Genomic DNA, 24,891 nt, shown 5'->3' with positions numbered 1-24,891 from the left:
GCGGTTTCCAGCTCCCGGCACGCCTGGAGCGCCGTGGACAGGCTCACCTCATGCAGCCCCATCAGCGACCGCACCGACGGCATGCGGTCCCCCACGGCCAGCGTGCCGGCGGCGATGGCCTGCCGGTAGTGGCCGGCCACCTGTTGATAAAGGGGGAGGGAGGGGTGCGTGGCAGTCATGGCGCGATCATCGCCCACGGGGCGCGGGCACAACAGATACAGATGAAGGGTGTCTGTATCGTAACAGAGCCGGACTGTGCGATCTGTTCTGGTCGCACCCGCAATCCCTTGTGCCTGTTGGCTTGGCGGGTCGCCGGATAGGCTGGAAACCTGATTCTGGACCCCGGAGCGCGATCATGTCCCAAGCGAAATTTTCGACCGAAACCTACCAGTTGGCCGCCGGTCAGTGGCTCAAGCTGCACCTGAAGCCCGGCGCCGTGGTGCACCTCGCATCCGGTCGCCTGACCGTGGCGGGCCCGCCAACCTGGCTGGCCGAGACGGTTAGCCGGCCTGCCGCCACGCTCACGCCCGGCGCGGTGTACATCGCCGGCATCGCCGGCTGGACCACGCTGGCGGCCCACGGCGCGGCAACCCTGCACATCATGCAGCCGTCGCCGCCCCCGGGATGGTGGCGACTGATAAAATCCCGCTTCGGCCGATCTGGCCTCCTGCTGGGTAACGCCCGGCCACCAGACACCAAGGCCGCTGAAATACCCGTTCCCCATGCTACGTCTAAGTGAAGTCAAACTCCCGCTCGACCATACCGAGAGCGACCTGGAGGCAGCCGTGCGCAGCCACCTCGCGCAGATCGGTGTCAAAGGCGACGGGATGGTCGCGTTCACCGTCTTCCGCCGCGCGCACGATGCCCGCAAGCGCGCCGATATCAAGCTGACCTACATCGTCGATATCGAAGTCCGCGACGAGGCCGCCGCCCTCCAGCGCATGGCCGGCAAGCCCAACTGGAGCGTGACGCCCGACATGACGTACCGCTTCGTGGCACAGGCCCCGGCGGGCGGGCCGACGCTGCGCCCGGTGGTGATCGGCCTGGGTCCGTGCGGGCTGCTGGCCGGCCTGCTGCTGGCACAGATGGGCTTCCGCCCGATCATCCTCGAACGCGGCAAGGAAGTGCGCGAGCGCACCAAGGACACTTTCGGCCTGTGGCGCAAGAGCGTGCTCAATCCCGAGTCGAACGTGCAGTTTGGCGAAGGCGGCGCGGGCACGTTCTCGGACGGCAAGCTCTACAGCCAGATCAAGGACCCCCGCCACTACGGTCGCAAGGTGCTCGATGAATTTGTGCGCGCGGGCGCACCCGAGGACATCCTCTTCAAGGCGCGGCCCCACATCGGCACATTCCGGCTGGTGAGCATGGTGGAGAAGATGCGCGCCGAGATGCTGTCGTTGGGCGCCGAAATCCGCTTCGAGACGCGCGTGGACGACATCGACATCGAGAACGGCCAGGTGCGCGGGCTCAAGCTCTCCACCGGCGACTACCTCGAGTGCGACCACGTGGTGCTGGCCGTGGGCCACAGCGCGCGCGACACCTTCCACATGCTGCACGACCGCGGCGTGTTCATGGAGGCCAAGCCGTTCTCGCTGGGCTTCCGCATCGAGCATCCGCAGGGGCTGATCAACCGCAGCCGCTTCGGCAAGTTCGCTGGCAACAAGCTGCTGGGCGCGGCGGACTACAAGGTGGTGCACCACGCCAGCAATGGGCGCGCGGTGTACAGCTTCTGCATGTGCCCGGGCGGCACGGTGGTGGCGGCGGCATCCGAGCCGGGCCGGCTGGTGACCAACGGCATGAGCCAGTACTACCGGGCCGAGCGCAACGCCAACGCCGGCATCGTGGTGGGTATCACGCCGGAGGTCGATTTCCCGGGTGGCCCGCTGGCCGGCATCGCCCTCCAGCGTCACTGGGAGGAGCGTGCCTTCGTGCTCGGCGGCAGCGACTACCGCGCGCCGGGCCAGCTGGTGGGGGATTTCATCGCGGGACGGCCGTCCACGGCGCTGGGCTCGGTCGAGCCCTCGTACAAGCCGGGCGTGACGCCGACGGACCTCAGCACGGCGCTGCCGGACTATGTGATTGACGCGATCCGCGAGGCGCTGCCGGAACTCGACAAGAAGATTGCCGGGTTTGCGATGCACGACGCCGTGCTGACCGGGGTGGAGACGCGCACGTCGTCGCCGCTGCGGATCCGGCGCAATAACGACGACTACCAGAGCATCAATGTGAAGGGGCTGTACCCGGCGGGCGAGGGCGCCGGCTATGCGGGCGGGATCTACTCGGCCGCCATCGACGGTATCGAGGTGGCCGAAGCCGTGGCGCTCGACATCGCCAACAGCTAGCCGTTACATACCCATCAGATAGTTGGCCGCGCCCAGGCCGGCCATCCGCCCACTGGCGAAGCAGGCTGTCAGCAGATAGCCGCCGGTGGGCGCCTCCCAGTCCAGCATCTCCCCCGCGCAGAACACGCCCGGCATGGCGTTGAGCATCAGGTGATCGTTCATCGCCTCGAACGCGACGCCGCCGGCCGTGCTGATGACCTCGTCGATGGGCCGCGCGCGCACCGGCCGCAGCGGCAGCGCCTTGATGGCCGCCGCGAGGGCGACCGGATCGTGCATGTCGGCCTTCGACACGCCTTCATAGAGCAGCCCTGCCTTGACCCCGGTAATGCCGAGCTTGCTCTGCAGGTGGCTCGACACCGAGCGCGAGCCGCGCGGGCGGGCGATCTCGTCGGCCACGCGCGCCGCGCTCATGCCGGGCGCCAGGTCCAGGCGGATCTCGGCGCTGCCATCCCGTTCGATGAGATCGCGGATCGGGGCGGACAGCGCGTAGACCAGGCTGCCTTCGATGCCGGTCGCGCTGATCACGAACTCGCCCTGACGATGCAGCGGCGTGCCGTCCGGCGCGGTGACCGCCATCGCCACGGATTTCACCGGCTGGCCGGCGTAGCGTTCGCGGAAGACATCGGACCAGTCCACATCGAACCCGCAATTGGCGGGGCGCAGCGGGGTGATGGTCACGTCATGTTCGGCGAGCCAGGGTACCCAGGCTGCGTCCGATCCCAGTCGCGCCCAGCTGCCGCCGCCCAGCGCCAGCACCACGGCTGGCGCCGACACCGTCGATTCGCCCGCCGGCGAGGCGAAGCGGAGTTGGCCTGCATCGTCCCAGCCCAGCCAGCGATGTCGGGTGTGCACGCGCACGCCCGATTCCCGCAGCCGATGCAACCATGTGCGCAGCAGCGGCGCGGCTTTCATCTCGGTGGGGAAGACACGGCCTGAGCTGCCGACGAAGGTGTCGATGCCGAGCCCGTGCACCCAGGCGCGCAGCGCCGGGCCGTCGAACTCGGCCAGCAGTGGCGCGATGCGGTTGGCCCGCTGCCCGTAGCGCGCCAGGAAGGCCGGCGCGGGCTCGGAATGCGTGATGTTCATGCCGCCCTTGCCGGCCATCAGGAACTTGCGGCCGACCGAGGGCATGGCGTCGTAGACGTCTACCGCGACGCCGCGCCCGGCCAGCGCCTCGGCCGCCATCAACCCGGCCGGCCCGCCGCCGATGACCACGGCGTGGGGCGTGCCAGACGGGGCGGATGCTGAAATGGAGGAGGCGGACATGGGCGGTTGCCGGTTGGCGGAGCAGGGGGAAGAGACGCGGGACGCCGCGCATTATAGGTGACAGCGCCCCGGCACCACGACCGTGCGCGGACGTGCGGTGGCGCACAGCGGGCGCTCCCGGCGCCGGCCAGACTCGTGCGAAACAGGGGAGGCTTCCATGAGCTCAGCACCGCGCAATCCCACCATCGACATGTGCAGGGGCATCGGCATCGCGCTGGTGGTCTTCAGCCATGCCTGGGCCTTGCCCGATCCGGTGTATCGGGCGATCTACTCGATGGCCTTTCCCGCCTTCCTGCTGCGGGCCGGGCTCGTGTTCCAGCCCTCGCGGGCGGTGGCCGCGCCGGCCTCGCACCTGTGGGGCAAGTTCATGCGGCTGGTGGTGCCGGCCTGGGGCATGGGGCTGGTGCTGGCGGTACCTTACATCGTCGCGTGGGCGCTCGGCCGCTTTCCCCACGATGAGTTCACCATGCGCTTTGTCGGCACCATGACCGGGTCCGCCATCAACGAATGGAATTTCCTGAGCACGCCGCTGTGGTCGCTGTTCTGCCTGTTCTGGCTGGACGTGGTGGCCACCGCGCTGTCGCGGCTGGGCCCGAGCGTGGCCGGCGCACTGATGACCAGCGTCGGGCTGGTCTGGATCGTCTTCACGCAGGGTGGCGGCACGTGGTCGGACGTGAACCCGGTGGAGTGGCCGTTTTCGCTGCGCAACGTGGGCTGCGCCATGGTGTTCTACGGCGCCGGGCTCTGGATGGGCGGCGGCAAGGGGCCCCGTGCCGCGGCGGTGGGGCCGATGCAGTTCACGCCGGCCTCGCTGACCATGCGGCGCGCCCTGCTGCTGGTGGTCACGCTGGCGGTCTGGGTGCTGGCCGTCCGGCATGCGCCAGATGTATTGAATGTGTCGCGCAACCGCATCGGCACCACGCCCATGGCGATGGCGATGACGTTGCTCGCAGCCTTCGCCGGCACCGCGCTGCTGTGGCAGGTGGTGGTGCTGCTGCCGACCTCCCGCGCGGTGGTTTGGCTCGGCACGCATACGCTGCCCGTGTTCGGCTTCAACTACCTCGTCAACAAGATCGTGTTCGAGACGGCCACCCGCGCCGGCGTGGAAGTGGCGCGGCTGGGCAACTGGTGGTGGGTGCTGGCGCTGATCGAGCTGGGGCTGCTGTGCGCCATCGCCTGGATGCTGGATCGCATGGGGCCCATCGGCGACCTGTTCAATGGCCGGCCGCTCAAGCGGGTGGGGCGAGAAAAGGCGCGCATGGCCTGACTTGGGAGGCAGGGGCGGGGCGTAGAATGGCGCTTTGCCAGCCGCTGTCCCCGCCATGCCTGCCACGCCCGCCTTTCCTGATTCCGCCGATGCCACCGATGCCACCGATGCCCAGATCGTCGAGGCCGTGCGCCATTGGCTGTCGCGCGCCGTCATCGGCCTGAACCTGTGCCCGTTCGCCAAGAGCGTCTATGTGAAGGATCAGGTGCGCTACGTGGTCAGCCCGGCCATGGGGGCGGAAGACCTGCTCGAGGAACTTGAGGGCGAACTGCGCGGGCTGGCGGACGCCGATCCGGCACAGACCGACACCACGCTGCTGATCGTGCCGCACGCGCTGGCGGACTTCCTCACCTACAACGACTTCCTGTATTTCGCCGAGCGCCTGCTGCGCAGCCTGCGGCTGGCCGGCACACTCCAGATCGCCAGCTTCCACCCGGACTACCAGTTCGAAGGCACCGAGCCGGACGACATCGAGAACTACACCAACCGCGCGCCGTATCCGATCCTGCACCTGCTGCGGGAAGACAGCATCGCGCGCGCCGCCGAGGCGTTTCCGGACGCCGCCGATATCTACGAGCGCAACCAGGCCACCATGCGGCGGCTGGGCGTCGACGGCTATCGGCAGTGGATGTCGGAAAAATCCCAAGACGAAGGCTGACCCCAGCCTGCCCGGGCGGCCCCGTCAGGGCGCGGTGAAGAACCGCTCGCCCATTTCCTCGAGTCCCAGCGTTTCCAGCACGTTCTGGAGCCGGTCGGCCGCCCGCTTGCGCGGCAGGTCCTTGTACTGGGCGATGATCAACTCGTTTTTCATCGAATGTTCCCAGCCCACCAGTTCGGTCACGCTGACCTGGTAGCCGTGCGCCTCGAGCTGCAGGCAACGCAGCACATTGGTCACCTGACTGCCGAACTCGCGCGTATGCAGCGGATGGCGCCAGATCTCCGTCAGCGGATTGCCGGCCAGCAGCTTGCCCTTGTGCTTGCGCAGCACGCTGGCCACCTCGGCCTGGCAGCACGGCACCAGCACGATGTGGCGTGCCTGCCGGGCCAGGGCGAAGCGGATGGCATCGTCCGTGGCGGTGTTGCACGCGTGCAGCGCGGTCACCACGTCCACCGTGGCGGGCAGGGCGGGCGAGGTGATGGATTCGGCTACCGACAGGTTCAGGAACGACATGCCCGGGAATTCCGCGCGCGCGGCCAGCTCCTGTGAGCTTTTCACCAGCTCCTCGCGGGTCTCGATACCGTAGATGTGCGAGTTCTTGCCCTGTTCCTCAGGCAGATCCTTGAAGAACAGGTCGTAGAGGATGAAGCCCAGATAGGACTTGCCGGCGCCATGGTCCACCAGCGAGACGGCGCCGCGCGCGTCCGCCACCTCGCGCAGCAGCGGCTCGATGAACTGGAACAGGTGGTAGACCTGCTTGAGCTTGCGGCGGCTGTCCTGGTTCATCTTGCCGTCGCGCGTCAGGATGTGGAGTGCCTTGAGCAGCTCGATGGACTGGCCGGGACGGACTTCGTAACTATTGGACATGGAGGGCAAAACCTGCGGCGGGGGACATCGGAGGGCGACAGTTTACCGAAATCCCGCCGCCCGGCCCGTCATCGCCCGATTTCCGGGGGGCTCAGCAGGAGTGATACCCCACTTTTGTGGGCTAAAGTTCACTCCGCCCGCTGCCGTTGATCAAAGATCGACGACAAGCAGAGTTGGCGGCAGCAAACGGCGATCCTTGCGGAAGGATCGGGGCCACGGCCCGGCCGGACTGCCATCGCCTGCCACACAGAAGCGGGGACACATGACAGCCGACGCCGGACTACGCCTGGAACTGAGCCAGCCAGGGGACCACGTACGCGCGTGCTTTGCACCGGAGCCGGGACGCCTGCCGCCCGACCGCGCCACCCTCGAAGCCAGCCTCGAGGAACATGGCTGGCGCGGCGCGCGGCTCGACCAGGGCGCGGTGAACGCCTTCCTGACCCAGTGCCAACTGGCTGACGGCGAGGTCGACGGCGTGATCGGCAGCCTGCTCGACGGGGCCTTCGAACTCGAAATCACTGCTGACAAGCTGTCCCTGCTGCTGACGCTGATGCCGCCCGAGGGCGGCCGGGCGATCAATATCGAGGACATTGCCGCCGCGGCGACCTCGATGAACGTGGTGGCGCTGCTCGACAAGGCGGCCATCGAAGTGGCGCTGGAGGCCGGCAGCTGCGAAGGGCGCGAAATCGCGCGCGGTGTGGCGCCGGTGCAGGGCCAGGCAGCGCGCTTCGACAGCCTGGTGCAGCCGCGCAAGCCCGCGCAGACCGAGAACGAGGACGACCGCTTCGACCTGCGCGACCTGGGCAGCCTGCTGCTGGTGAACCCCGGCACGGCGCTGATGCGGCGCACCCCGGCCCGCCCGGGCCAGGACGGCATGGACATCCTGGGCAAGCCGATCCCGGCCGACCCGATGATCGATACGCCGTTCGCCGCGGACCTGACCGGCGTGGCCATCGACCCCAACGACCCGCTGCTGCTGCTGGCCGTGATCGCCGGATCGCCGCGCGTCCTGCCGAGTGGCGTGATCGTGAGCCCCGTAGTGGACGTGGAGGCGGTGGACCTGCACTCCGGCAACGTCACGTTCGACGGCTCGCTGCGCGTGTCGGGCGACATTCGCACCGGCATGTCGGTCCGCGTGACCGGCGACGTGGTGGTCAGCGGCACGATCGAGGCGGCGCACGTGGAAGCCGGCGGCGACGTCATCGTCAAGGGCGGCATCATCGGCAAGGCCGAGACCGCGCACGGCGCCGATTCCGGCGAGATTGCGAGTGTGCGCAGCAAGGGCGCGGTGCATGCGCGCTATATCCAGAATGCGATTGTCGAGGCGGCCACCGAGGTCGTGGTGGAAAGCGGCATCCGCCAGAGCGACGTCTCCGCGGGCGAGCGCGTGACCGTGGGCAGCCCGACCGGCCAGGGCAGCATCAGCGGCGGCCGCACACGCGCGCTGGCCAGCGTCAGCACCGCCATGCTAGGCGCGCCAGCCGGCACGGCCACGACGGTGCAGGTGGGCCTCAACCCGTTTGCCGACCAGCAGAAGGCGGAGTTGGAGGAGCAACGGCGCAAGATCCTGGAGGAGCAGGCCAAGCTCCAGCAACTGGCCGCGTTTTTCGCGAAACATCCAGAGCGCGCCGTCGGCGACATCCGCGAAAAAGCGCGCGCGACGATGTACAAGATCAATCGCGACCTGTTCGAACTGGACGCCGAGATCGCCAAGCTGACCGAGCAGATGAAGCCATCCGACGAGGCGGTGATCGCCGTGGGACGGCGCATTCATGGCGGCGTGACGATGCAGGTGGGCCACAAGATCCTCAAGGTGATGGAGGACAAGACCGGTGGCCAGGTGCGCGTGGTGGACGACCGGATCTCGGTGACCTGACCGGCGTGGTGTTACGGCGGATTGGGCGGACGTTACGGCTGTCGTAACATCTGTACGGCGCCGCCGGCGCGCTTTCCCGGCGGCGGTCTTCCCTTGTCCGGCAAGGGTTTGCGGGCCGATCGGCTTGCCCTTCTTCCTTTGGCATGGCCCTTGCGGATGGCTCCCCGGCAAGACCAACGGGGAGACAGCCATGCGCGCGATCATCATCGACAGCCAGCCGCTGGTGCGGGTCGGCATCCTGCGGATGCTGGAGCACCTGCCGGACATCGGTCCCGTCCTCAGCATCGACCCGGAGGCCGTGGGGACGCTGGCGGTGGCCGACGAGCGGGTGCTGGTGGTGTACGGCATGTCGAGCGAGTCCACCGACAATTGGGCGCTGCTGCGCCGGCTGCATCGCAGGATGCCGCAGGCGCGCATCCTGCTGCTCTCCGACAACATCTGGCTGCACGTGCCGTCATCGCTACAGGTCTGCGGGGTGATGGCGCACGCGCCGAAATCGGCCTCGATCGAACGGCTGGAGGCAAGCATCCGGCACCTGCTGGGCGACACGGGCGCCATGCCCCAGCCGGCACCCCGCTCGGAAGCCTGGCAGCCGCTGCATCCACCCCACGCCATCGTCGTCCCGGCGGCGCGCCGAGCATGCTGAACGACGCCCGCTGAACCACGCTCACCATGGCGGGAAATCTGGACTAAGCTGGAAGCGTGTCCTGGGGTGCCGCAGGATCCGCGACAGCTAGTTCCGGGCAGCGAATGAAGACGCGGTCCAGCACACTGCGAAGGCGTTACGCGGAACCGGATCACGAGGCACTGGAATCAGAAAAGCCAACCTGCTAGCGGGTTGGCTTTTCTTTTTGGCGGGTCGCGAACGTGGCGATTGAGAGGAATCTTTGCGTTACGTAACCCTAGGGGTTACACTCTCCGCCGACGATTGCCGTCTCACCATGATTCGCTCATTTGCGCACAAGGGTCTCGAACGCTTCTTCACCACAGGCAGCACGGCGGCGATTCCCGCGATGCACGCCAAGCGGTTGCGGCTGATCCTGGCGCTGCTGGACGGGGCAGCCTCGGCGCGCGATATGGATGCGCCCGGCTTGCGACTGCACGCGCTCAAGGGCGACCGCGCGGAGCTTTGGGCCGACGGTGCAGGCGAACTGGCGGGTGACCTTCCGGTTCGAGAACGGGGACGCGCACATCGTCAACTACATTGACTATCACTAGTGAGAGGGGCGCCATGCGCATGCACAATCCACCGCATCCGGGCGAGTTGCTTGCGGAGCTTTGGCTCGAGCCGCTGCGGCTGACGATTACCGATACCGCCGCGGCGCTCGATGTTTCGCGGAAGACGGTTTCCGAGATCGTGAATGGCCGGGCTGGCATCACGCCGGAGATGGCGGTTCGGCTTGAACTGGCGTTCGGCAAGAGCGCCGAGTCTTGGCTCGCGCATCAGGCCGCGTACGACCTGTGGCAGGTGGACCAGTACCGCAGCGAGCTGCGCGTGCGCTCGCTCCAGCCCGCGACCTGAGCTTCGCCCCAAGTGCGCCGCCCATGAAAAAACCCGCAGCGCTTGCGCGGTGCGGGTTTTTGAAGGCGACGCGGAAAAACTGGCGTCGCCGGTAATGCTGTTGGTGCCGAAGAGAGGAATCGAACCCCCGACCTTCTCATTACGAATGAGCTGCTCTACCGACTGAGCTACTTCGGCAACACCGTTGAGTGTTTGCAGCGCCTTGCGTTGCTTGCGAAACAATCGAACTGAGCCCGCAATCTTAGCGGTGAGTTTTGGGTTTGGCAAGACCCCTGTGCAGATTTTTTGCGCGATTCTTGCTGTGGCAACGCCGCCGGAACAACACGGAAAGCCGGCGGCGCGCCACAGGCGTCACATCAGAACTTGTGGCGCAGGCCCGCCATCACGCCAACCCGGCTGCCGTGGCCGTAGAAGGGGGTCTGGAAGGTGGACTGGCCGCCCAGCGTGCGCCAGGCGTCGGTCAGGTTCGTGTAGTCGGCTTCGAGGTACACGTCCGTGCGCTTGCTGAACGCGTAGTCGAGCATCAGGGCGCCGGTGAAGCGGTTGCCGGAGTCGTCGCCGTGCTTCAGGTGGTCGTAGGTGCCGGTCGCGATCACGGACCACGCGTTGGTGAACGCGTATTGCAGGCCCAGGTAGCCGGCTTGGTTCTTGTAGCCGGCGTTGTCGACGTTGCTGTTGGTGTAGCCGAGGTAGACCGTGGCCGGGCCGACCTTGTAGGTGCCGCCGAGCGTCCAGACCTTCTGGTCGCTTACGGGTACGGCCACGCCGTAGTACGCCGCCGTGTCGCGCATGATCTGGTAGCCGCCGCCGACCATGAACGGGCCCGAGGCGTAGCTCACGCTGGCGCCCGTGGAGGACGAATTCGAGAAGCTGCCCGCCACCTCGCCGAAGGCGTGCTGCGCCGCGATCGAGAACCCGCCGAACCGGCCCGAGTACTTGATCATGTTGTCCTGGCGCACGCCGCCGGTGTAGTTGCCGCCCTGGAAGCCGACGATGGCGAGGTTGGCCAGCGCCATCGCGTCGTAGCTGGCGATGACTTCGTGGATCACGGTGAACTGGCGGCCCAACGTGACCGTGCCGAAGTCGCCCTGCAGGCCGACGTATGCCTTGCGGCCGAACAGGCGGTTGCCTTGCAGGCTCTGGCCGGCGTCGGGCGAGAAGCCCGATTCGAGCACGAACAGCGCCTGGTAGCCGCGGCCCAGGTCTTCCAGGCCGTACATGCCCCAGCGGCTGCCGGTAAGCACGCCGTCGGTCATCTGGACCTTGCCGTTGCCGGCGGCGGATTCGTTCGAGGTGTAGCGGATCGTGGTATCGACAATGCCGTACAGCGTGACATTGGATTGCGCGTGGGCGGGCGCCGTGGCGCCCAGTGCGGCGGCGCCGAGTGCTGCGGTAGTGAAGAAGGGCGCGAGGGCTCGCTTCATGGTTTGCGTCTCCATCCTGGCTCGTTATCGGTTGTTGTTGCGGAATGGCCGGTGCCTGTTTCTTTGTGGACTTCTGCGACGTCCTTGGCTCAGGCGTTGACCTGCACCGGCGTGGCGTGAAGGCAGCCCCGGACTGGCTATCCGGGGCGCCGGGACCGCTGATTTCCGGGGTTGGGAAAGGCAACCCAAGTCGTCAGATGTCCTATGACATCGTACCTTACAGAAAAATAACATCGCAAGACATAGGACGAGACATTAGTCAGCGCGCAACACTAGAGCCGCCTGTCAGTTTTGCGGGAGGATGGTCGGATGGCAGACATTTCGGCATCTCCGTCGAGATGCCGTCGTCGATGCAGGGACGATGCACGAAAGCCTGGACGCTGCCGATGGATTTGAGCCAACCCATATGGATGGCCGATCTCCGGTCGATGGGTCTCGCCGGCCCCTGTCAAAAGACACCGTTTTCAAAGCACCAAAATCATCCTAAACCCCAATACGCGCCAATCCGTTTCAGTTGTCTGCAAACTAAAACTTCTAGGGAATTCACTGACGTTGCACCGCCTTGACCGCAGGTTGACGGACGATTAGATTCCAGTCACGTTGTATGACGACAGATCAATCAACCTATCCACATATCCCGCGAGGCCCTTGGCGGGGCCACGCCAGCGCATCCCGAACCTATGTCCCTCGCCCCCAAAGATCCGCTCGACGGTGTCGTCACCCGTTGCCATCGCATCCTGCTGACCGGCGCGGCCGGCAACCTCGGCAAGGTCCTGCGTGACCGCCTGAAGCGCTATGCCGATGTGGTGCGTATCTCCGATATCGCCGACCTCGGCCCGGCAGGCGCGCAGGAAGAAGTCGTGCCCTGCGATTTGTCTGATCCCAAGGCCGTCCACGCGCTGGTGGCGGGCGTCGATGCCATCGTCCATCTGGGTGGCGTGTCGGTGGAGCGTCCGTTCGAGGAGATCCTGCCGGCCAATATCCAGGGCACCTACCACCTCTACGAGGCGGCGCGGCGCCATGGCGTGCGGCGCATCGTGTTCGCCAGCTCCAATCACGTGATTGGCTTCTACAAGCAGGGCGAGGTGCTCGACGCCGATTCGCCGCCGCGCCCGGACGGCTATTACGGCGTGAGCAAGGCGTTCGGCGAGCAGCTGGGCAGCTTCTATTTCGACCGCTACGGCATCGAGACCGTGGCGCTGCGCATCGGCTCGTCGTTCCCGGAGGCGAAGGACCGCCGCATGCTGGTCACCTGGCTCGGCTACGACGATCTGGAGCAGCTGATCAAGCGCGCGGTCTTCGTGCCGGAAGTGGGCTTCACGATCGTCTACGGCGCCTCGGCCAACCGCGATAGCTGGTGGGACAACAGCAAGGCGGCGCGGCTCGGTTTCCGGCCGGTGGAGTCGTCGGAGCAGTTCCGGGCCAAGGTGGAATCGGTGCCGCCGCTGCCGGCGGATGATTCGGCGGGCTGGTACCAGGGCGGCGCCTTCGTCAAGGCCGGCCCGTTCGGGGACTGACGCCGTGAGCGACCAAGTTTCGCAAGTCACCCCGATCGAACGCATCGGCAACATGCGCTGCGGCGTGGGCGAAAGCCCCGTCTGGCACGCCGCCGAGGCCGCGCTGTACTGGACCGATATTCCCGGCCGCACGCTGTGGCGATACGACCCGGCCAGCGGGCAGACCGACCACTGGAGCCTGCCCGAGATGGCCGGCTGCATGGCGATGACGCCGGACGGCGGCTGGCTGCTGGCGATGGAGACCGGGCTGTTCCGTGTGGCCCGGCTGGTGCCGGGGCAGGCCACACCGTCGCTGCAACGCGTGGCCACGGTCGACCATGCGCGCGCCGGCATGCGTTTCAACGATGGCCGCTGTGACCGCCAAGGCCGCTTCTGGGCCGGCACGATGGTCATGGACATGTCGCTGGCCGCGCCCGACGGCAAGCTCTATCGCCATGACCCCGCCACCGGCGCACTGGACGTCATGCGTGACGAATTGATCACCCCCAACGGGCTCGCCTTCAGCCCCGATGGCCGCACCATGTATCTGTCCGATTCGCACCCCGCGCGGCAGGCCGTGTGGGCGTACGACTACGACACCGACACCGGCACGCCGACCAACCCGCGCCTGTTCATCGACATGAACCGCTACCCGGGCCGCCCCGACGGCGCCGCCGTGGATGCCGAGGGCGGCTACTGGATCTGCGGCAACGACGCCGGGCAGGTCCACCGTTTCACGCCCGATGGCCGGCTGGACCAGTCGCTGGCGGTGCCCGTGGCCAAGCCGGCGATGTGCGCGTTCGGCGGCGCCGGGCTGGACACCCTCTATGTCACGTCGATCCGCACCGATGACACCGATCCGCTCTCGGGCGCGGTGTTCGCGCTGCAACCGGGCGTGCGCGGCCTCGAGGAGCCCACGCTGCGCGCCTGACACCCGTATTGCCGTATCACCGCATTGCTTGCCCGCAAGCCCCAAGTCTTGAAGTCTTGATCGAAAAACTACAAATCCGGAGGCACTTCATGTTTTCTACCCAACTCCCGCGCGCCCGCCTGGGCGCCCTGATGGCCGCCATGGCCGCCGCTGCTGCCACCTTGGCCACCGTGGCGATGCCGATGGCCGCGCAGGCCGCGGACATGCGCTCGGCTGACATCCACCCCGAGGACTACCCGACCGTGCAGGCCGTGCGCCACATGGGCGAGTTGCTCAAGCAGCGTTCCAATGGCCGGCTGACGGTCAAGGTGTTCGCGCAGGGTTCGCTTGGCAGCGAGAAGGATGCGATCGAGCAGACCAAGATCGGCGCGCTCTCGATGGTCCGCGTGAACTCGGCGGCCATGAACAACATCTGCGAGGCGACCATCGTCCCGACGATGCCGTTCCTGTTCCGCTCTACCGACCACATGCGCCACGTGCTGGACGGCCCGATCGGCGACGACATCCTGAAGTCGTGCGAGAAGAACGGCTTTATCGGCCTGGCCTGGTATGACAGCGGCTCGCGCTCGATGTACACCACCAAGCGCCCGATCCGCACGCTGGCCGATGCCAAGGGCATGAAGATCCGCGTGCAGCAGTCGGACCTCTGGGTCTCGCTGTTGGAGGCGATGCACGCCAACGCCACGCCGATGCCGTGGGGCGAGGTCTACACCGCGCTGAAGACCGGCCTGGTCGATGGCGCCGAGAACAACTGGCCCAGCTACGAAAGCTCGCGCCAGTTCGAGGTGGCCAAGTACTACTCGCTGACCGAGCACTCGATGGCGCCCGAAATGCTGCTGTTCTCGAAGGTGATGTGGGACCGCATGTCCAAGGATGACCAGGCGATGGTCCGCCAGGCCGCCAAGGACTCGGTGCCGTACATGCGCAAGCTGTGGGACGAGCGCGAGCTGAAGTCGCGCAAGATGGTGGAGGCCGCCGGCGTGCAGATCATCAGCGTCGACAAGACCTCGTTCCAGACCGCGATGAAGCCCGTCTATGACCGCTTCATCACCAGCGCCCAGATGAAGGACCTCGTGCGCCGCGCGCAGGATACGAAGTAAGGGCCCCATCATGCTTTCGTCTTCCCCTACCCCGGCCACGCCGGTGGACGGCACGCCGGGGCCCGCTCCGGCGCCTGTCACCAGCCCCGCTGGCCCCGCCGGCGTCAACTTCTACACCCGCTTCTGCGCCACGCTGGCCCGCGCCTGCATGGCGCTGGGCGTGACCGGGCTCGTGCTGCTGGTCCTTGCCGTGCTTACGCAGGTGTTCGGCCGCTACGTGCTGAACGACACGCCCACCTGGGCCGAAACCATCGCCATGCTGCTCGTGCTCTACGTGACGATGCTCGGTACGGCCGTGGGCGTGCGCGACGCCGGCCACATCGGCCTGGAGTCCCTGCTGGTGCTGCTGCCCGAACGCATCCGTACCAAGATCGAGCTGCTGATCCACGTGCTGGTCGGCACCTTCGGCGCGGTCATGGCCTACAACTGCGCGCTGCTGGCGCTGTCCGTGGCGGACTACAAGCTGCCCACCCTCGGCATCTCCGAGGGCTGGCGCTATCTGCCGCCGGTGATCGCCGGCGCGCTGATCGTGCTGTTTTCGATCGAACACATCATTGCGGTGCTGAAAGGCACGGAAGTGGAGCCGGCATGGCACTGATCATTCTCTCCATCAGCTTCTTCGGCCTGCTGGTCCTTGGCGTGCCGGTGGCGTTCTCGATCGGCCTGTCGGCGGTCATCACCATCCTGTACGAGGGCCTGCCGCTGGCCGTGGTGTTCCAGCAGATGACCTCGGGCATGAACGCGTTCTCGTTCCTGGCCATCCCGTTCTTCATCTTCGCCGGCGAGCTGATGCTGTACGGCGGCATCGCGGACCGCATCGTCAACTTCGCCAAGTCGATGGCCGGCCATGTGCGCGGCGGGCTGGGCATGTCGAACGTGCTGGCGTGCACGCTGTTCGGGGGCGTCTCCGGCTCGCCGGTGGCCGATGTGTCGGCCATGGGCGCGGTGATGATCCCGATGATGAAGCGCGAGGGCTACCACGCCGACTACGCGGTCAACGTGACCACGCACGCGGCGCTGGTCGGCGCGCTGATGCCGACCAGCCACAACATGATCATCTACACGCTGGCGGCGGGCGGGAAGGTGTCGATTGCCGCGCTGATCCTGGCCGGCGTGCTGCCGGCGCTGATCCTGACGATCTGCAACCTGGCCGCCGCCTACTTCGTGGCGCGCAGCCGGGGCTATCCGGCGGGCAAGTTCCCGGGCTGGGACATCGTCGGCCACTCGCTGGCGGCGGCGCTGCCCGGGCTGTTCGTGGTGGTGCTGATCCTGGTGGGCATCCTGTCGGGCGTGTTCACGGCGACGGAGTCGGCGGCGGTGGCGGTGCTCTACGCGCTGGCGCTGACTGTGCTGGTCTACCGCTCGCTGACGCGCGAGCAGTTCGTCAAGGCCGCGGCCAAGGCGGTCAAGACCACCGGCGTGGTGCTGCTGCTCATCGGCATTTCCGGCACCTTCGGCTACCTGATCAGCCTCTATGGCGTGGCCGAGCTGACCGGGCAGTTCCTGAGTTCGCTGTCCACCAGTCCGTGGATGATCTTCCTGATGGTGAACGTGATGCTGTTCATCCTCGGCACCTTCCTGGACATGGCCGCGACCATCCTGATCTGCACGCCGATCTTCCTGCCCATCTGCCAGCACTTCGGCATGGGTCCGGTGCAGTTCGGCATGATGATGCTGATCAACTGCGCGCTGGGGCTGAACACGCCGCCGGTTGGCACGACGCAGTTCGTCGGCTGCGCCATCGGCGGGGTGTCGGTGGGGCAGGTGATGAAGACGATCTGGCCGTTCTACGGGGCGCTGCTGGCGGCCCTGCTGATGGTCACCTACGTGCCGGCGTTCTCGATGTGGCTGCCGGACCTGCTGCTGAAGTGAGCGGCTGGCTGACCCCCGGCGCACTGCACACCGTGCGCGCGGGCGCCCACGTCCTGACCGTGGCGCCCGCCGCCGGTGGCCGCATGGCCGCGCTGACCACCATGCGCGCCGATGGCACCGCCATCGACTGGCTCGCACCCATGCCGGCCGAGGCGCTGCGCGAGGGCTTCGAGGCCCGCGCCTGGCCCAAGGCCGGCAGCTATCCGCTGCTGCCGTATTCGAACCGCATCCGCGATGGCCGCTTCCGCTGGCAGGGGCGCGAGGTCCAGTTGCCGCCGCATCCGGGCCAGCCGCACGCGATGCATGGCTTCGGGCACGTCCGGCCGTGGCAGGTGGTGGAATCTCAGGAAAATGCGATCACGCTGGCGCTCCAGCATCCGCCCGGCACCGACTGGCCCTGGGCCGTGCTGGCGCGGCAGTCGCTGGTGCTGGACGAGGCGGGCCTCGCCGCCGCGCTCGACATCCGAAACGTGGGGGATACGCCGATGCCGGTGGGCGGCGGCTTCCATCCGTTCTTCGCCCGGCCGCCCGGTCTGCGTATCCAGTTCGATGCGGCCCACGTCTGGCCGGCGGACGGCGGCGGGGTGGCCACGGGCCGTGCGGCCATCGGGCGGCGCGAGGCCTTCCTGCGCGAGCGTCATCTGCCCGATGCGGATCTCTCCGTCTACTACAGCGGCTGGAAGCGCCAGGCCACACTGCGACGCGCGGACGGCGCCACGCTGACCCTGCGCGCCGCCGAGCCGCTCGAGCATCTGATCCTCCATGCGCCCGGCGGGTGCGACTTCGTCTGCCTGGAGCCGGTCTCGCACGTGGCTGACGCCGTCAACCTGTGCGCCCGGGGCTGGGAGGGCACCGGCCTGCGCGCGCTGGCGCCCGGGGAGTCGGTCACGTTCCGCATGCAGTGGCTCATCGAGGTGCCGCGCTGATATGCAAACAGGGCGCCGGAGCGCCCTGTCTTGTCCTGCATCCCCCTATATATAGAGAGGGACTGGCTTACGCCTTGCCTTCGGCTTCCCGGTGGGCGCGCGTGATGCGGTCCACCTCGTTCTTCGAGCCGAGCACCACCGACACGCGCTGGTGCAGCTGCGTCGGCTGCACGTCCAGGATGCGGTCGTGGCCGTTCGTGGCCGCGCCGCCGGCCTGTTCGACCAGGAACGCCATCGGGTTGGCCTCGTACATCAGACGCAGCTTGCCCGGCTTCTCCGGCTCGCGCTTGTCCCACGGATAGAGGAACACGCCGCCGCGGGTCAGGATGCGGTGCACATCGGCCACCATCGACGCCACCCAGCGCATATTGAAGTTCTTGCCGCGCGGGCCTTCCTCGCCGGCCAGGCATTCGTCGATGTACTCGCGCACGGGCGGGGCCCAGTGACGCATGTTCGACATATTGATCGCAAATTCCTTGGTGTCTTCGGGAATCTGCACGTCCGACTGGGTCAGCACGAAGCTGCCAGCCTCGCGGTCCAGCGTGAACATGTGCACGCCGTTGCCGACCGTCAGCACCAGCGTCGTCTGCGGGCCGTACACGGCATAGCCGGCCGCCACCTGATGCGTGCCTGGCTGCAGGAAGTCCTGCTCGGTCACGGTCTGGCCCGGCTTGGGCATGTGCAGTACCGAGAAGATCGTGCCGATCGACACGTTCACGTCGATATTCGACGAGCCGTCGAGCGGATCGAACAGCAGCAGGTACTCACCCTTCGGATAGCGGTTCGGGATCTCGTAGAACGAGTCCATTTCCTCCGAGGCCATCGCCGCCAGGTGGCCGCCCCACTCGTTGGCGTCGAGCAGCACTTCATTGGCGATGACGTCCAGCTTCTGCTGGGTCTCGCCCTGCACGTTGCCGGTGCCGGCCGAGCCGAGCACGCCCGCGAGGGCGCCCTTGCTCACGGCGTTGGAAATGGCCTTGCAGGCGCGCGCCACCACCTCGATCAGCAGCCGGAGCTCCGGCTGGATCGTGTTGTGCTTGCGCTGCTCCTCGACCAGATAGCGGGTGAGGCTGATGCGTGTCATGTGGTTCTCCTTCGATGGCCGCAATTCTACATGTCTGCCGCTACGGACATGGCAGTTTTACGAATGGTTGCCGCTCCGTCCTCACCCCCGGGGTCAGGCAGCCAGCGACTTGCCGACGATCTCCCGCACGTCGCGCGAGAGCGTCTGGCACGCCGCCACGCGCTCCAGCGCGGCGCGCATGCGGTCCCGCAGCGGCAGCGCGTATTTCTGCCAGCGATCCATCACCCGCGCCAGCCGGGCGGCCACCTGCGGGTTGATGGCGTCCAGCGCCAGCACCTGATCGGCCCAGAATTCGTAGCCGGAGCCGTCCTCGGCATGGAACTGCGCCGGGTTACCCGAGCAGAAGCTGAAGATCAGCGAGCGCGCCCGATTCGGGTTGCGCAGGTTGAAGGCGGGATGGTCCATCAGCGCGCGCACGGTGTCGATGGTGCGCTTGCCGGCGTGCGGGCCCACGTCGCCACGCTGCATGCCCTGGAGCGAGAACCATTTGTCGATGACCAGCGCATCCTGCTCGAAGCGCTGGTAGAAGTCCGCCAGCGCGTGCTCGCGGCCCGGCGCGAAGCTGTTGACCAGCGCCGAGAGCGCCGCGGCGCGGTCGGTCATGTTGTCGGCCTGCTGGTAGTGGGTGTCGGCCAGCGCCTGCATGGCGGCGTCGCCGCTGTCGGCCAGATAGCCAAGCGCGAGGTTGCGCAGCGCGCGGCGGGCCATCGCGTCCGCATCGGGGCTGTACGGCCCCGGAGTGGCGTTGGCTTCATATGCGGCCAGCCACTCGCGTTGCAGCGCGCTGGCCAGGCCTTCGCGCATGAACAGGCGGGCATGGTGGATCGCGGCCGGGTCGGCCACGCCCATCCGCTCGGCCAGATAGGCTTCGGCGGGCAGCATCAGCGCCTGCTCGCGGAACGCCGGGCTCAGCGAGCCGTCCGTCAGCACAGCGCGGAAGGCGGCCACCAGCGCCGGATCGAGCTTCAGTTCGCGGCCGGCCTGCACCTCGCCCACCAGTTTCAGCAGCGCGCGCGTGGCCAGGCGCTGGCCGGCTTCCCAGCGGTTGAAGGCGTCGCTGTCGTGGGCCAGCAGGAAGGTCAGTTCGGCATCGGAATATTCATAGTCGACGATGACCGGCGCCGAGAAGTCGCGCAGCAGCGAGGGCAGGGGCGCCTTGTCGCCGCGCGGCAGCCCGGTGAAGCGGAAGGTCTGCTCGGCCTGCGTGAAGTCGAGCACGCGGGTGGTGCCACGCGGGGTGGCTTCCCCGGCGGACTCGCCTTCGAGGTGCAGCGGCAGGTCGGCGCCATCGGCCCCGATCAGGCCCACCGCGAACGGGACGTGGAACGGCTGCTTCTCGGGCGTGCCCGCGCGGGTCTCGATGCCGACCTTGGGGCAGCGCTGGGTCAGCGTCAGCGCCAGCGTGCCGGCGGCGCCGTCCCACGCGGTCTTCACGCTGACCACCGGCGTGCCGGCCTGGCTGTACCAGAGCCCGAACTGGGTCAGGTCGCGACCGTTGGCGTCGGCCATGGCGGCGCGGAAGTCGTCGCAGGCCACGGCCTGGCCGTCATGGCGCTGGAAGTACAGGTCCATGCCCTTGCGGAAGCCGTCGCGGCCCAGCAGGGTCTGGTACATCCGCACGACTTCGGCGCCTTTCTCGTAGACCGTGACGGTGTAGAAGTTGTTGATTTCCTCGTAGCTGTCCGGGCGCACCGGGTGGGCCATCGGGCCGGCATCCTCGGGGAACTGCACCTGGCGCAGCACGCGGACGTCCTCGATCCGCTTCACCGCGCGGCCGGATTCGGAGCCCATCATGTCCGCCGAGAACTCCTGGTCGCGGAACACCGTCAACCCTTCCTTGAGCGAGAGCTGGAACCAGTCGCGGCAGGTCACGCGGTTGCCGGTCCAGTTGTGGAAGTACTCGTGCCCCACCACCGACTCGATATTGGCGAAGTCCACGTCCGTGGCCGTCTGCGCATTGGCGAGCACGTACTTCGTATTGAAGATGTTCAGGCCCTTGTTCTCCATCGCGCCCATGTTGAAGTCGCTCACGGCGACGATCATGAAGCGGTCGAGATCGAGTTCCAGGCCGAAGCGGCGCTCGTCCCAGCGGATGGCATGGATCAGGGAGTCCATGGCGTGGCGGGTCTTGTCGAGGTCCTGCGGCTCCACCCAGACCTGCAGCAGCTTTTCCTTGCCCGATGCGGAGGTGATGCGTTCCTCGATGCAGGCCAGCTTGCCGGCCACCAGCGCGAACAGGTAGGACGGCTTGCGGAACGGGTCTTCCCAGACGGCCTCGTGCCGGCCATCGGGCAAGGCGCGCTCGGACAGCAGGTTGCCGTTGGAGAGCAGCACCGGACTGGCGGCGCGGTCGGCGCGCAGCGTGACGCGGTAGGTCGCCATCACGTCGGGGCGATCGAGGAAATAGGTGATGCGGCGGAAGCCTTCGGCTTCGCACTGGGTGAAGAAGTTGCCGTTGGAGACGTAGAGGCCGGACAGCGTGGTGTTCGCCGCCGGATTGCAGGCAGTGGTAATGACGAGCGTGCCTTGCGCCGGCAGGCCGGTCAGCGTGAGCGTGCCGGCGTCTTCCTTCGTGCTGGCGAACGGCTGGCCGTCGAGGGTCACGCCGAGCAGTTCCAGCGCTTCGCCGACCATGACCAGCGGGGCGTCGCCGGCCGCGCCGGGCGCGCGCTGGAAGGTCAGCGTGCTGGCGACGACGGTGCGTTGCGGGTCCAGCTCCAGCACCAGGTCGACGTGGTCGATGGCGAAGGCGGGCGGAGTATAGTCCTTGCGATAGACGGTAACGGGCGTATCGGTGCGCAGCATGGGGAATCCTGTCTTCGGAGTGACCGGGGGCGGGCGCCACGGCGGGTGGCGGTGCGGAGGTTCCGCGGAAGTCCCCATTGTAGCCAAGGGCGGCGGGGAATTCCGGGAGAGCGCCCGTGTCTGAAGTCTGGTAGGACGAACGAACAAGAACGAGGTATCGCGATGTGGAATGCCGTGGCAGGGATGGGTCGACGGGCCGTGGTGGCGCTTGGAGCGCTGGGGGTATTGGGTTTGGCTGGCTGCGCCAGCACGGTGACCACCGAGGTCACCGCCTTCCGGCAGGCCGGGTGGCAAAACGACGCGCCGCGCACCTACGCCTTCGAGCGTGCGCCGATGCCGGCGCCGGCAGGGCAGGCCGGGCAACCCGCCGCCCAGCAGCCGCAGGCCCAGCAGTTCTCCGCGCAGGACTCCCAGCTCGAATATGAGACCTACCAGGCGTGGCTGGCCGACGCGCTGGCCGGCGTGGGCTTCGAGCAGAAGCCGCCGGCGCAGGCGCGCTACCTCGTCAGCATGGACTACGGCGCCGTGCCCGGCATGGTGCGCGTGGCCGAAACCTACTATTCCGATCCTTGGTACGGCCCGTGGGGACCGTACTGGGGGCCGTACGGCGGCTACTACCGGCCCTATGGCCCGTGGGGATGGGGGCCGGGTTATCCGGGCTACTGGCCGCCGCAGACCGTGGTGCGCGACGTGCCGGTGACGTTCTCCAGCCTGCGCATCTTCTTCAAGGACGCCGCGAGCGGCAAGCGCGTGTACCAGATCACGGCGCGCAACACCACCGAGGGCGGCAGCCTGGCGGGCGTGATGCCGTACATGATCCGCAGCGCGCTGACCGAATTCCCGTCCGAGAGCGGCCGGCCCCGGCGCGTGACGCTGGAAGTCGACAAGGACAAGAAGTAATCCCCGGCGCGGCGCATGGGACGCGCGCTGGTTCATCCATAAGACAAGGCGATTGCCTACCGTGCGGTAAAAGGAGTTTTGCGCGTGAATCGCGCAAAAACCCCCGCCAGCACGCGGCAAAGCGCAACCAGCCGCGAAATGGCTGGGCTAGAATGGCTCCTCGATTTTTTCCGGTACGAGCAAATGAGCAGCAAGACAAGCGGTGATGCACCGCAACATGCCCCCAATAGCCCTGAAGCGCAGTTGCGTCTCGCCGCGCTGGAATATCACCGCAGCCCGACCAAGGGCAAGATCCAGGTAACCGCCACCAAGGCGCTGTCCAACCAGCGCGACCTGTCGCTGGCCTACTCGCCGGGCGTGGCCTACGCCTGCGAGGAGATCGCCAAGGATCCGTCGATGGCCGCCGAGTACACCTCGCGCGCCAACCTCGTGGCCGTGATCACCAACGGTACCGCCGTGCTGGGCCTGGGCGACATCGGCCCGCTGGCCGGCAAGCCGGTGATGGAAGGCAAGGGCTGCCTGTTCAAGAAGTTCGCCGGCATCGACGTGTTCGACATCGAACTCGATGCCCGCGACCCGGACAAGATCGTCGAGATCGTCGCCGCGCTGGAGCCCACGCTCGGCGGTGTGAACCTCGAGGACATCAAGGCGCCCGAGTGCTTCTATATCGAGAAGAAGCTGCGCGAGCGCATGAACATCCCCGTCTTCCACGACGACCAGCACGGTACGGCCATCATCTCGGCCGCGGCGCTGCTGAACGGCCTGAAGGTGGTGGGCAAGGAAATCGGCAGCGTGAAGGTGGCCGTGTCGGGCGCCGGCGCCGCTGCCATCGCCTGCCTGGACACCATGGTGAGCCTGGGCCTGAAGCGCGAGAACATCTCCGTGGTGGACTCGAAGGGCGTGATCTATGTGGGCCGCGACGCCAACATGGAAGTCAACAAGGCCCGCTACGCGCAGGACACGTCCAACCGCACGCTGGCCGACATCGTCAACAACGCCGATGTGTTCCTGGGCTGCTCCACCGCCGGCGTGCTGACCGGCGAGATGGTCAAGACCATGGCCAACAAGCCCATCATCCTGGCGCTGGCGAACCCGGAACCGGAAATCCGCCCGGAAGTGGCCAAGGCCGCGCGCCCGGACTGCATTATCGCGACGGGCCGGTCGGACTATCCGAACCAGGTCAACAACGTGCTGTGCTTCCCGTACATCTTCCGTGGCGCGCTGGACTGCGGCGCGACGAAGATCACCGAGGAAATGAAGCTGGCCTGCGTAAAGGCGATTGCCGAGCTGGCCGAAGCCGAGCTGAACGACGCCGTGGCCGCCGCCTACGGTGGCCGTGAGCTGAAGTTCGGCCCGGACTACATCATCCCGACGCCGTTCGACCAGCGCCTGATCGAGAAGATCGCGCCGGCCGTGGCGAAGGCCGCCGAGGAATCGGGCGTGGCCACGCGTCCGATCCAGGACCTGGAAGCCTATCGCCAGCAACTGACGCACTACGTCTACCACACCGGCCTGATCATGAAGCCGGTGTTCTCGGCCGCCAAGGCTGCGCCGAAGCGCGTGGCCTACGCCGAGGGCGAGGAAGAGCGCGTGCTGCGCGCCGTGCAGGGCGTGGTGGACGAGGGCCTGGCCAAGCCGATCCTGATCGGCCGTCCGCACGTGATCCAGATGCGCATCGAGAAGGCCGGCCTGCGCCTGCGCCCGGGCGTGGACTTCGAGCTGATCAACCCCGAGGATGATCCGCGCTACCGCGCCTATCACGAGGCCTACCACACGCTGCGCGGCCGCGATGGCGTGACGCCGGACATGGCCAAGGTGGCGCTGCGCCGCTCGAACACGCTGATCGGCACCATGCTGATGCATATGGGCGATGCCGATGCACTGCTGTGCGGCACCGTGGGCCGCTTCGAAGCCCACCTGGAGCACGTGCGCGACGTGATCGGCCTGGCGCCGGGCGCCAAGGTGTTCGCCGCGATGAACGCGCTGATGCTCGAGAAGTACACGCTGTTCATCACCGACACGTTCGTGAACGACGACCCGAGCGCCGAGGAACTGGCCGCCATCACGCAACTGGCCGCCGAGGAAATCCAGCGTTTCGGCCTGCACCCGAAGGTGGCGATGATGTCGCACTCGATGTTCGGCTCGTCGAACCGCCCGTCGGCACGCAAGATGCGCGACGCCGCCGCGATCCTGGCCAAGGTGGCGCCGCAACTGGAAGTGGAAGGCGAGATGCAGGGTGATGCCGCCCTGGTCGAGGACGTGCGCCGTCACTTCCTGCCGAACACCAAGCTGGCCGGCAGCGCCAACCTGCTGGTCATGCCGACGCTGGATGCCGCCAACATCGCCTTCAACCTGCTCAAGATCACGGGCGGACAGGGCGTGACGGTGGGCCCGATCCTGCTGGGCGCGGCCAAGCCGGTGCACATCCTGAACCCGCAGGCCACCACGCGGCGTATCATCAACATGACGGCCGTGGCCGTCGCGGAGTCGAGCGCGGTGCGCTAAGCCGCGCTACCTGCCGAAACCGCCGGTACCAAAGAAAAACCGGGCCTGAG

Annotated in this window: 22 protein-coding genes and 1 tRNA gene; 16 read left to right on the top strand and 7 right to left on the bottom strand. The window is 67.3% G+C overall.

The annotated features are described in order from the left end of the window. Positions 1-179, bottom strand: a 179-nt coding sequence (locus AB4Z27_RS02655; RefSeq protein WP_441643866.1) for a GntR family transcriptional regulator, incomplete at its 3' end; no start/stop codon positions are given. Between the two features lie 176 nt (positions 180-355). On the opposite strand from AB4Z27_RS02655, the gene AB4Z27_RS02650 reads away from it, so the two are divergent. Continuing rightward, on the top strand, positions 356-739 hold the full coding sequence (locus tag AB4Z27_RS02650; protein ID WP_441643860.1) for a hypothetical protein: 384 nt from the start codon (positions 356-358) through the stop codon (positions 737-739). After that, a complete protein-coding gene (locus AB4Z27_RS02645; protein WP_092292265.1) occupies positions 723-2,342 on the top strand; it encodes an NAD(P)/FAD-dependent oxidoreductase in 1,620 nt (539 codons plus the stop codon). The genes AB4Z27_RS02650 and AB4Z27_RS02645 overlap by 17 nt, the downstream gene beginning before the upstream one ends. Positions 2,343-2,345: 3 nt before the next feature. On the opposite strand, the gene AB4Z27_RS02640 is transcribed toward AB4Z27_RS02645, so the two are convergent. Beyond that, the gene (locus AB4Z27_RS02640) at positions 2,346-3,608 is read right to left on the bottom strand and encodes a TIGR03862 family flavoprotein (RefSeq protein ID WP_441643859.1); all 1,263 of its coding nucleotides are present in this window, start codon (positions 3,606-3,608) and stop codon (positions 2,346-2,348) included. A 157-nt stretch (positions 3,609-3,765) separates the two neighbouring features. On the opposite strand from AB4Z27_RS02640, the gene AB4Z27_RS02635 reads away from it, so the two are divergent. Next, a complete protein-coding gene (locus AB4Z27_RS02635; RefSeq protein WP_441591920.1) occupies positions 3,766-4,875 on the top strand; it encodes an acyltransferase family protein in 1,110 nt (369 codons plus the stop codon). 55 nt (positions 4,876-4,930) lie between these two features. After that, positions 4,931-5,533 carry a DUF1415 domain-containing protein gene (locus AB4Z27_RS02630; protein WP_441591921.1) on the top strand — a complete coding sequence of 201 codons (603 nt, stop codon included), beginning with the start codon at positions 4,931-4,933 and terminating at the stop codon, positions 5,531-5,533. Positions 5,534-5,557: 24 nt separating this feature from the next. Here the strand turns inward: AB4Z27_RS02630 and AB4Z27_RS02625 are convergent, their stop codons facing one another. Beyond that, positions 5,558-6,400, bottom strand: coding sequence for a class I SAM-dependent methyltransferase (locus AB4Z27_RS02625; protein ID WP_092292273.1), 843 nt, complete (start codon positions 6,398-6,400; stop codon positions 5,558-5,560). A gap of 262 nt (positions 6,401-6,662) precedes the next feature. Between AB4Z27_RS02625 and AB4Z27_RS02620 the strand changes: the two genes are divergently transcribed. The 4 genes from AB4Z27_RS02620 to AB4Z27_RS02605 all read left to right on the top strand — a co-directional run bounded on the left by AB4Z27_RS02620 (position 6,663) and on the right by AB4Z27_RS02605 (position 9,798). After that, positions 6,663-8,276, top strand: a complete 1,614-nt coding sequence (locus AB4Z27_RS02620; protein WP_092292275.1) for a DUF342 domain-containing protein — start codon at positions 6,663-6,665, stop codon at positions 8,274-8,276. Between the two features lie 190 nt (positions 8,277-8,466). Then, positions 8,467-8,922 (top strand): DNA-binding response regulator, encoded by a 456-nt coding sequence (locus tag AB4Z27_RS02615; RefSeq protein ID WP_441643858.1) that lies wholly within the window; start codon positions 8,467-8,469, stop codon positions 8,920-8,922. A 295-nt stretch (positions 8,923-9,217) separates the two neighbouring features. Next, positions 9,218-9,484 carry a type II toxin-antitoxin system RelE/ParE family toxin gene (locus AB4Z27_RS02610; RefSeq protein ID WP_441643857.1) on the top strand — a complete coding sequence of 89 codons (267 nt, stop codon included), beginning with the start codon at positions 9,218-9,220 and terminating at the stop codon, positions 9,482-9,484. A gap of 23 nt (positions 9,485-9,507) precedes the next feature. Further along, on the top strand, positions 9,508-9,798 hold the full coding sequence (locus AB4Z27_RS02605; RefSeq protein WP_092292279.1) for a HigA family addiction module antitoxin: 291 nt from the start codon (positions 9,508-9,510) through the stop codon (positions 9,796-9,798). A gap of 101 nt (positions 9,799-9,899) precedes the next feature. On the opposite strand, the gene AB4Z27_RS02600 is transcribed toward AB4Z27_RS02605, so the two are convergent. Together AB4Z27_RS02600 and AB4Z27_RS02595 are read right to left on the bottom strand one after the other, a co-directional pair. Continuing rightward, positions 9,900-9,975: transfer RNA gene (locus AB4Z27_RS02600), tRNA-Thr, on the bottom strand. Positions 9,976-10,154: 179 nt separating this feature from the next. Then, positions 10,155-11,222 (bottom strand): porin, encoded by a 1,068-nt coding sequence (locus tag AB4Z27_RS02595; RefSeq protein WP_092292281.1) that lies wholly within the window; start codon positions 11,220-11,222, stop codon positions 10,155-10,157. A gap of 680 nt (positions 11,223-11,902) precedes the next feature. Between AB4Z27_RS02595 and AB4Z27_RS02590 the strand changes: the two genes are divergently transcribed. The 6 genes from AB4Z27_RS02590 (at position 11,903) to AB4Z27_RS02565 (ending at position 17,547) form a co-directional block, all read left to right on the top strand. After that, complete coding sequence (locus tag AB4Z27_RS02590; protein WP_092292283.1) at positions 11,903-12,739, top strand: NAD-dependent epimerase/dehydratase family protein; 837 nt, start codon at positions 11,903-11,905, stop codon at positions 12,737-12,739. 52 nt (positions 12,740-12,791) lie between these two features. Beyond that, entirely contained in the window at positions 12,792-13,649 is an 858-nt protein-coding gene (locus tag AB4Z27_RS02585; RefSeq protein ID WP_441643865.1) for an SMP-30/gluconolactonase/LRE family protein, read from the top strand. 131 nt (positions 13,650-13,780) lie between these two features. Then, positions 13,781-14,749 carry a TRAP transporter substrate-binding protein gene (locus AB4Z27_RS02580; protein WP_441643864.1) on the top strand — a complete coding sequence of 323 codons (969 nt, stop codon included), beginning with the start codon at positions 13,781-13,783 and terminating at the stop codon, positions 14,747-14,749. Positions 14,750-14,897: 148 nt separating this feature from the next. Further along, positions 14,898-15,347: a TRAP transporter small permease gene (locus AB4Z27_RS02575; RefSeq protein WP_092293275.1), complete on the top strand. Its 450-nt coding sequence runs from the start codon at positions 14,898-14,900 to the stop codon at positions 15,345-15,347. Further along, positions 15,338-16,621 carry a TRAP transporter large permease gene (locus AB4Z27_RS02570; protein WP_092292289.1) on the top strand — a complete coding sequence of 428 codons (1,284 nt, stop codon included), beginning with the start codon at positions 15,338-15,340 and terminating at the stop codon, positions 16,619-16,621. Before AB4Z27_RS02575 ends, AB4Z27_RS02570 begins: the two co-directional genes overlap by 10 nt. After that, entirely contained in the window at positions 16,594-17,547 is a 954-nt protein-coding gene (locus tag AB4Z27_RS02565; RefSeq protein ID WP_441643856.1) for an aldose 1-epimerase, read from the top strand. Before AB4Z27_RS02570 ends, AB4Z27_RS02565 begins: the two co-directional genes overlap by 28 nt. Positions 17,548-17,614: 67 nt before the next feature. On the opposite strand, the gene AB4Z27_RS02560 is transcribed toward AB4Z27_RS02565, so the two are convergent. Then, complete coding sequence (locus AB4Z27_RS02560) at positions 17,615-18,631, bottom strand: class 1 fructose-bisphosphatase (protein ID WP_092292291.1); 1,017 nt, start codon at positions 18,629-18,631, stop codon at positions 17,615-17,617. Between the two features lie 93 nt (positions 18,632-18,724). After that, a complete protein-coding gene (pepN, locus tag AB4Z27_RS02555; RefSeq protein ID WP_441591932.1) occupies positions 18,725-21,436 on the bottom strand; it encodes an aminopeptidase N in 2,712 nt (903 codons plus the stop codon). A 183-nt stretch (positions 21,437-21,619) separates the two neighbouring features. On the opposite strand from pepN, the gene AB4Z27_RS02550 reads away from it, so the two are divergent. Continuing rightward, positions 21,620-22,336: a DUF4136 domain-containing protein gene (locus tag AB4Z27_RS02550; RefSeq protein ID WP_441643855.1), complete on the top strand. Its 717-nt coding sequence runs from the start codon at positions 21,620-21,622 to the stop codon at positions 22,334-22,336. 183 nt (positions 22,337-22,519) lie between these two features. After that, on the top strand, positions 22,520-24,841 hold the full coding sequence (locus tag AB4Z27_RS02545; RefSeq protein WP_092292297.1) for an NADP-dependent malic enzyme: 2,322 nt from the start codon (positions 22,520-22,522) through the stop codon (positions 24,839-24,841). Positions 24,842-24,891: the final 50 nt, after the last annotated feature.

This window comes from Cupriavidus sp. KB_39 (assembly GCF_052114485.1).
Taxonomy (GTDB): domain Bacteria; phylum Pseudomonadota; class Gammaproteobacteria; order Burkholderiales; family Burkholderiaceae; genus Cupriavidus.
Note: the sequence above shows the minus strand (reverse complement) of the source record. Positions and strands in the feature narration are given on the sequence as shown.

Coding starts and splice junctions, on each gene's coding strand:
- AB4Z27_RS02625 (WP_092292273.1), bottom strand. CDS start 6,400: ATGTCCAATAGTTACGAAGTCCGTCCCGGCCAGTCCATCGAGCTGCTC.
- AB4Z27_RS02585 (WP_441643865.1), top strand. CDS start 12,792: ATGCGCTGCGGCGTGGGCGAAAGCCCCGTCTGGCACGCCGCCGAGGCC.
- AB4Z27_RS02580 (WP_441643864.1), top strand. CDS start 13,781: ATGGCCGCCATGGCCGCCGCTGCTGCCACCTTGGCCACCGTGGCGATG.
- AB4Z27_RS02605 (WP_092292279.1), top strand. CDS start 9,508: ATGCGCATGCACAATCCACCGCATCCGGGCGAGTTGCTTGCGGAGCTT.
- AB4Z27_RS02595 (WP_092292281.1), bottom strand. CDS start 11,222: ATGAAGCGAGCCCTCGCGCCCTTCTTCACTACCGCAGCACTCGGCGCC.
- AB4Z27_RS02635 (WP_441591920.1), top strand. CDS start 3,766: ATGAGCTCAGCACCGCGCAATCCCACCATCGACATGTGCAGGGGCATC.
- AB4Z27_RS02570 (WP_092292289.1), top strand. CDS start 15,338: ATGGCACTGATCATTCTCTCCATCAGCTTCTTCGGCCTGCTGGTCCTT.
- AB4Z27_RS02620 (WP_092292275.1), top strand. CDS start 6,663: ATGACAGCCGACGCCGGACTACGCCTGGAACTGAGCCAGCCAGGGGAC.
- AB4Z27_RS02640 (WP_441643859.1), bottom strand. CDS start 3,608: ATGTCCGCCTCCTCCATTTCAGCATCCGCCCCGTCTGGCACGCCCCAC.
- AB4Z27_RS02590 (WP_092292283.1), top strand. CDS start 11,903: ATGTCCCTCGCCCCCAAAGATCCGCTCGACGGTGTCGTCACCCGTTGC.
- AB4Z27_RS02545 (WP_092292297.1), top strand. CDS start 22,520: ATGAGCAGCAAGACAAGCGGTGATGCACCGCAACATGCCCCCAATAGC.
- AB4Z27_RS02645 (WP_092292265.1), top strand. CDS start 723: ATGCTACGTCTAAGTGAAGTCAAACTCCCGCTCGACCATACCGAGAGC.
- AB4Z27_RS02610 (WP_441643857.1), top strand. CDS start 9,218: ATGATTCGCTCATTTGCGCACAAGGGTCTCGAACGCTTCTTCACCACA.
- AB4Z27_RS02615 (WP_441643858.1), top strand. CDS start 8,467: ATGCGCGCGATCATCATCGACAGCCAGCCGCTGGTGCGGGTCGGCATC.
- AB4Z27_RS02560 (WP_092292291.1), bottom strand. CDS start 18,631: ATGACACGCATCAGCCTCACCCGCTATCTGGTCGAGGAGCAGCGCAAG.
- AB4Z27_RS02550 (WP_441643855.1), top strand. CDS start 21,620: ATGGGTCGACGGGCCGTGGTGGCGCTTGGAGCGCTGGGGGTATTGGGT.
- AB4Z27_RS02575 (WP_092293275.1), top strand. CDS start 14,898: ATGGCGCTGGGCGTGACCGGGCTCGTGCTGCTGGTCCTTGCCGTGCTT.
- pepN (WP_441591932.1), bottom strand. CDS start 21,436: ATGCTGCGCACCGATACGCCCGTTACCGTCTATCGCAAGGACTATACT.
- AB4Z27_RS02630 (WP_441591921.1), top strand. CDS start 4,931: ATGCCTGCCACGCCCGCCTTTCCTGATTCCGCCGATGCCACCGATGCC.
- AB4Z27_RS02650 (WP_441643860.1), top strand. CDS start 356: ATGTCCCAAGCGAAATTTTCGACCGAAACCTACCAGTTGGCCGCCGGT.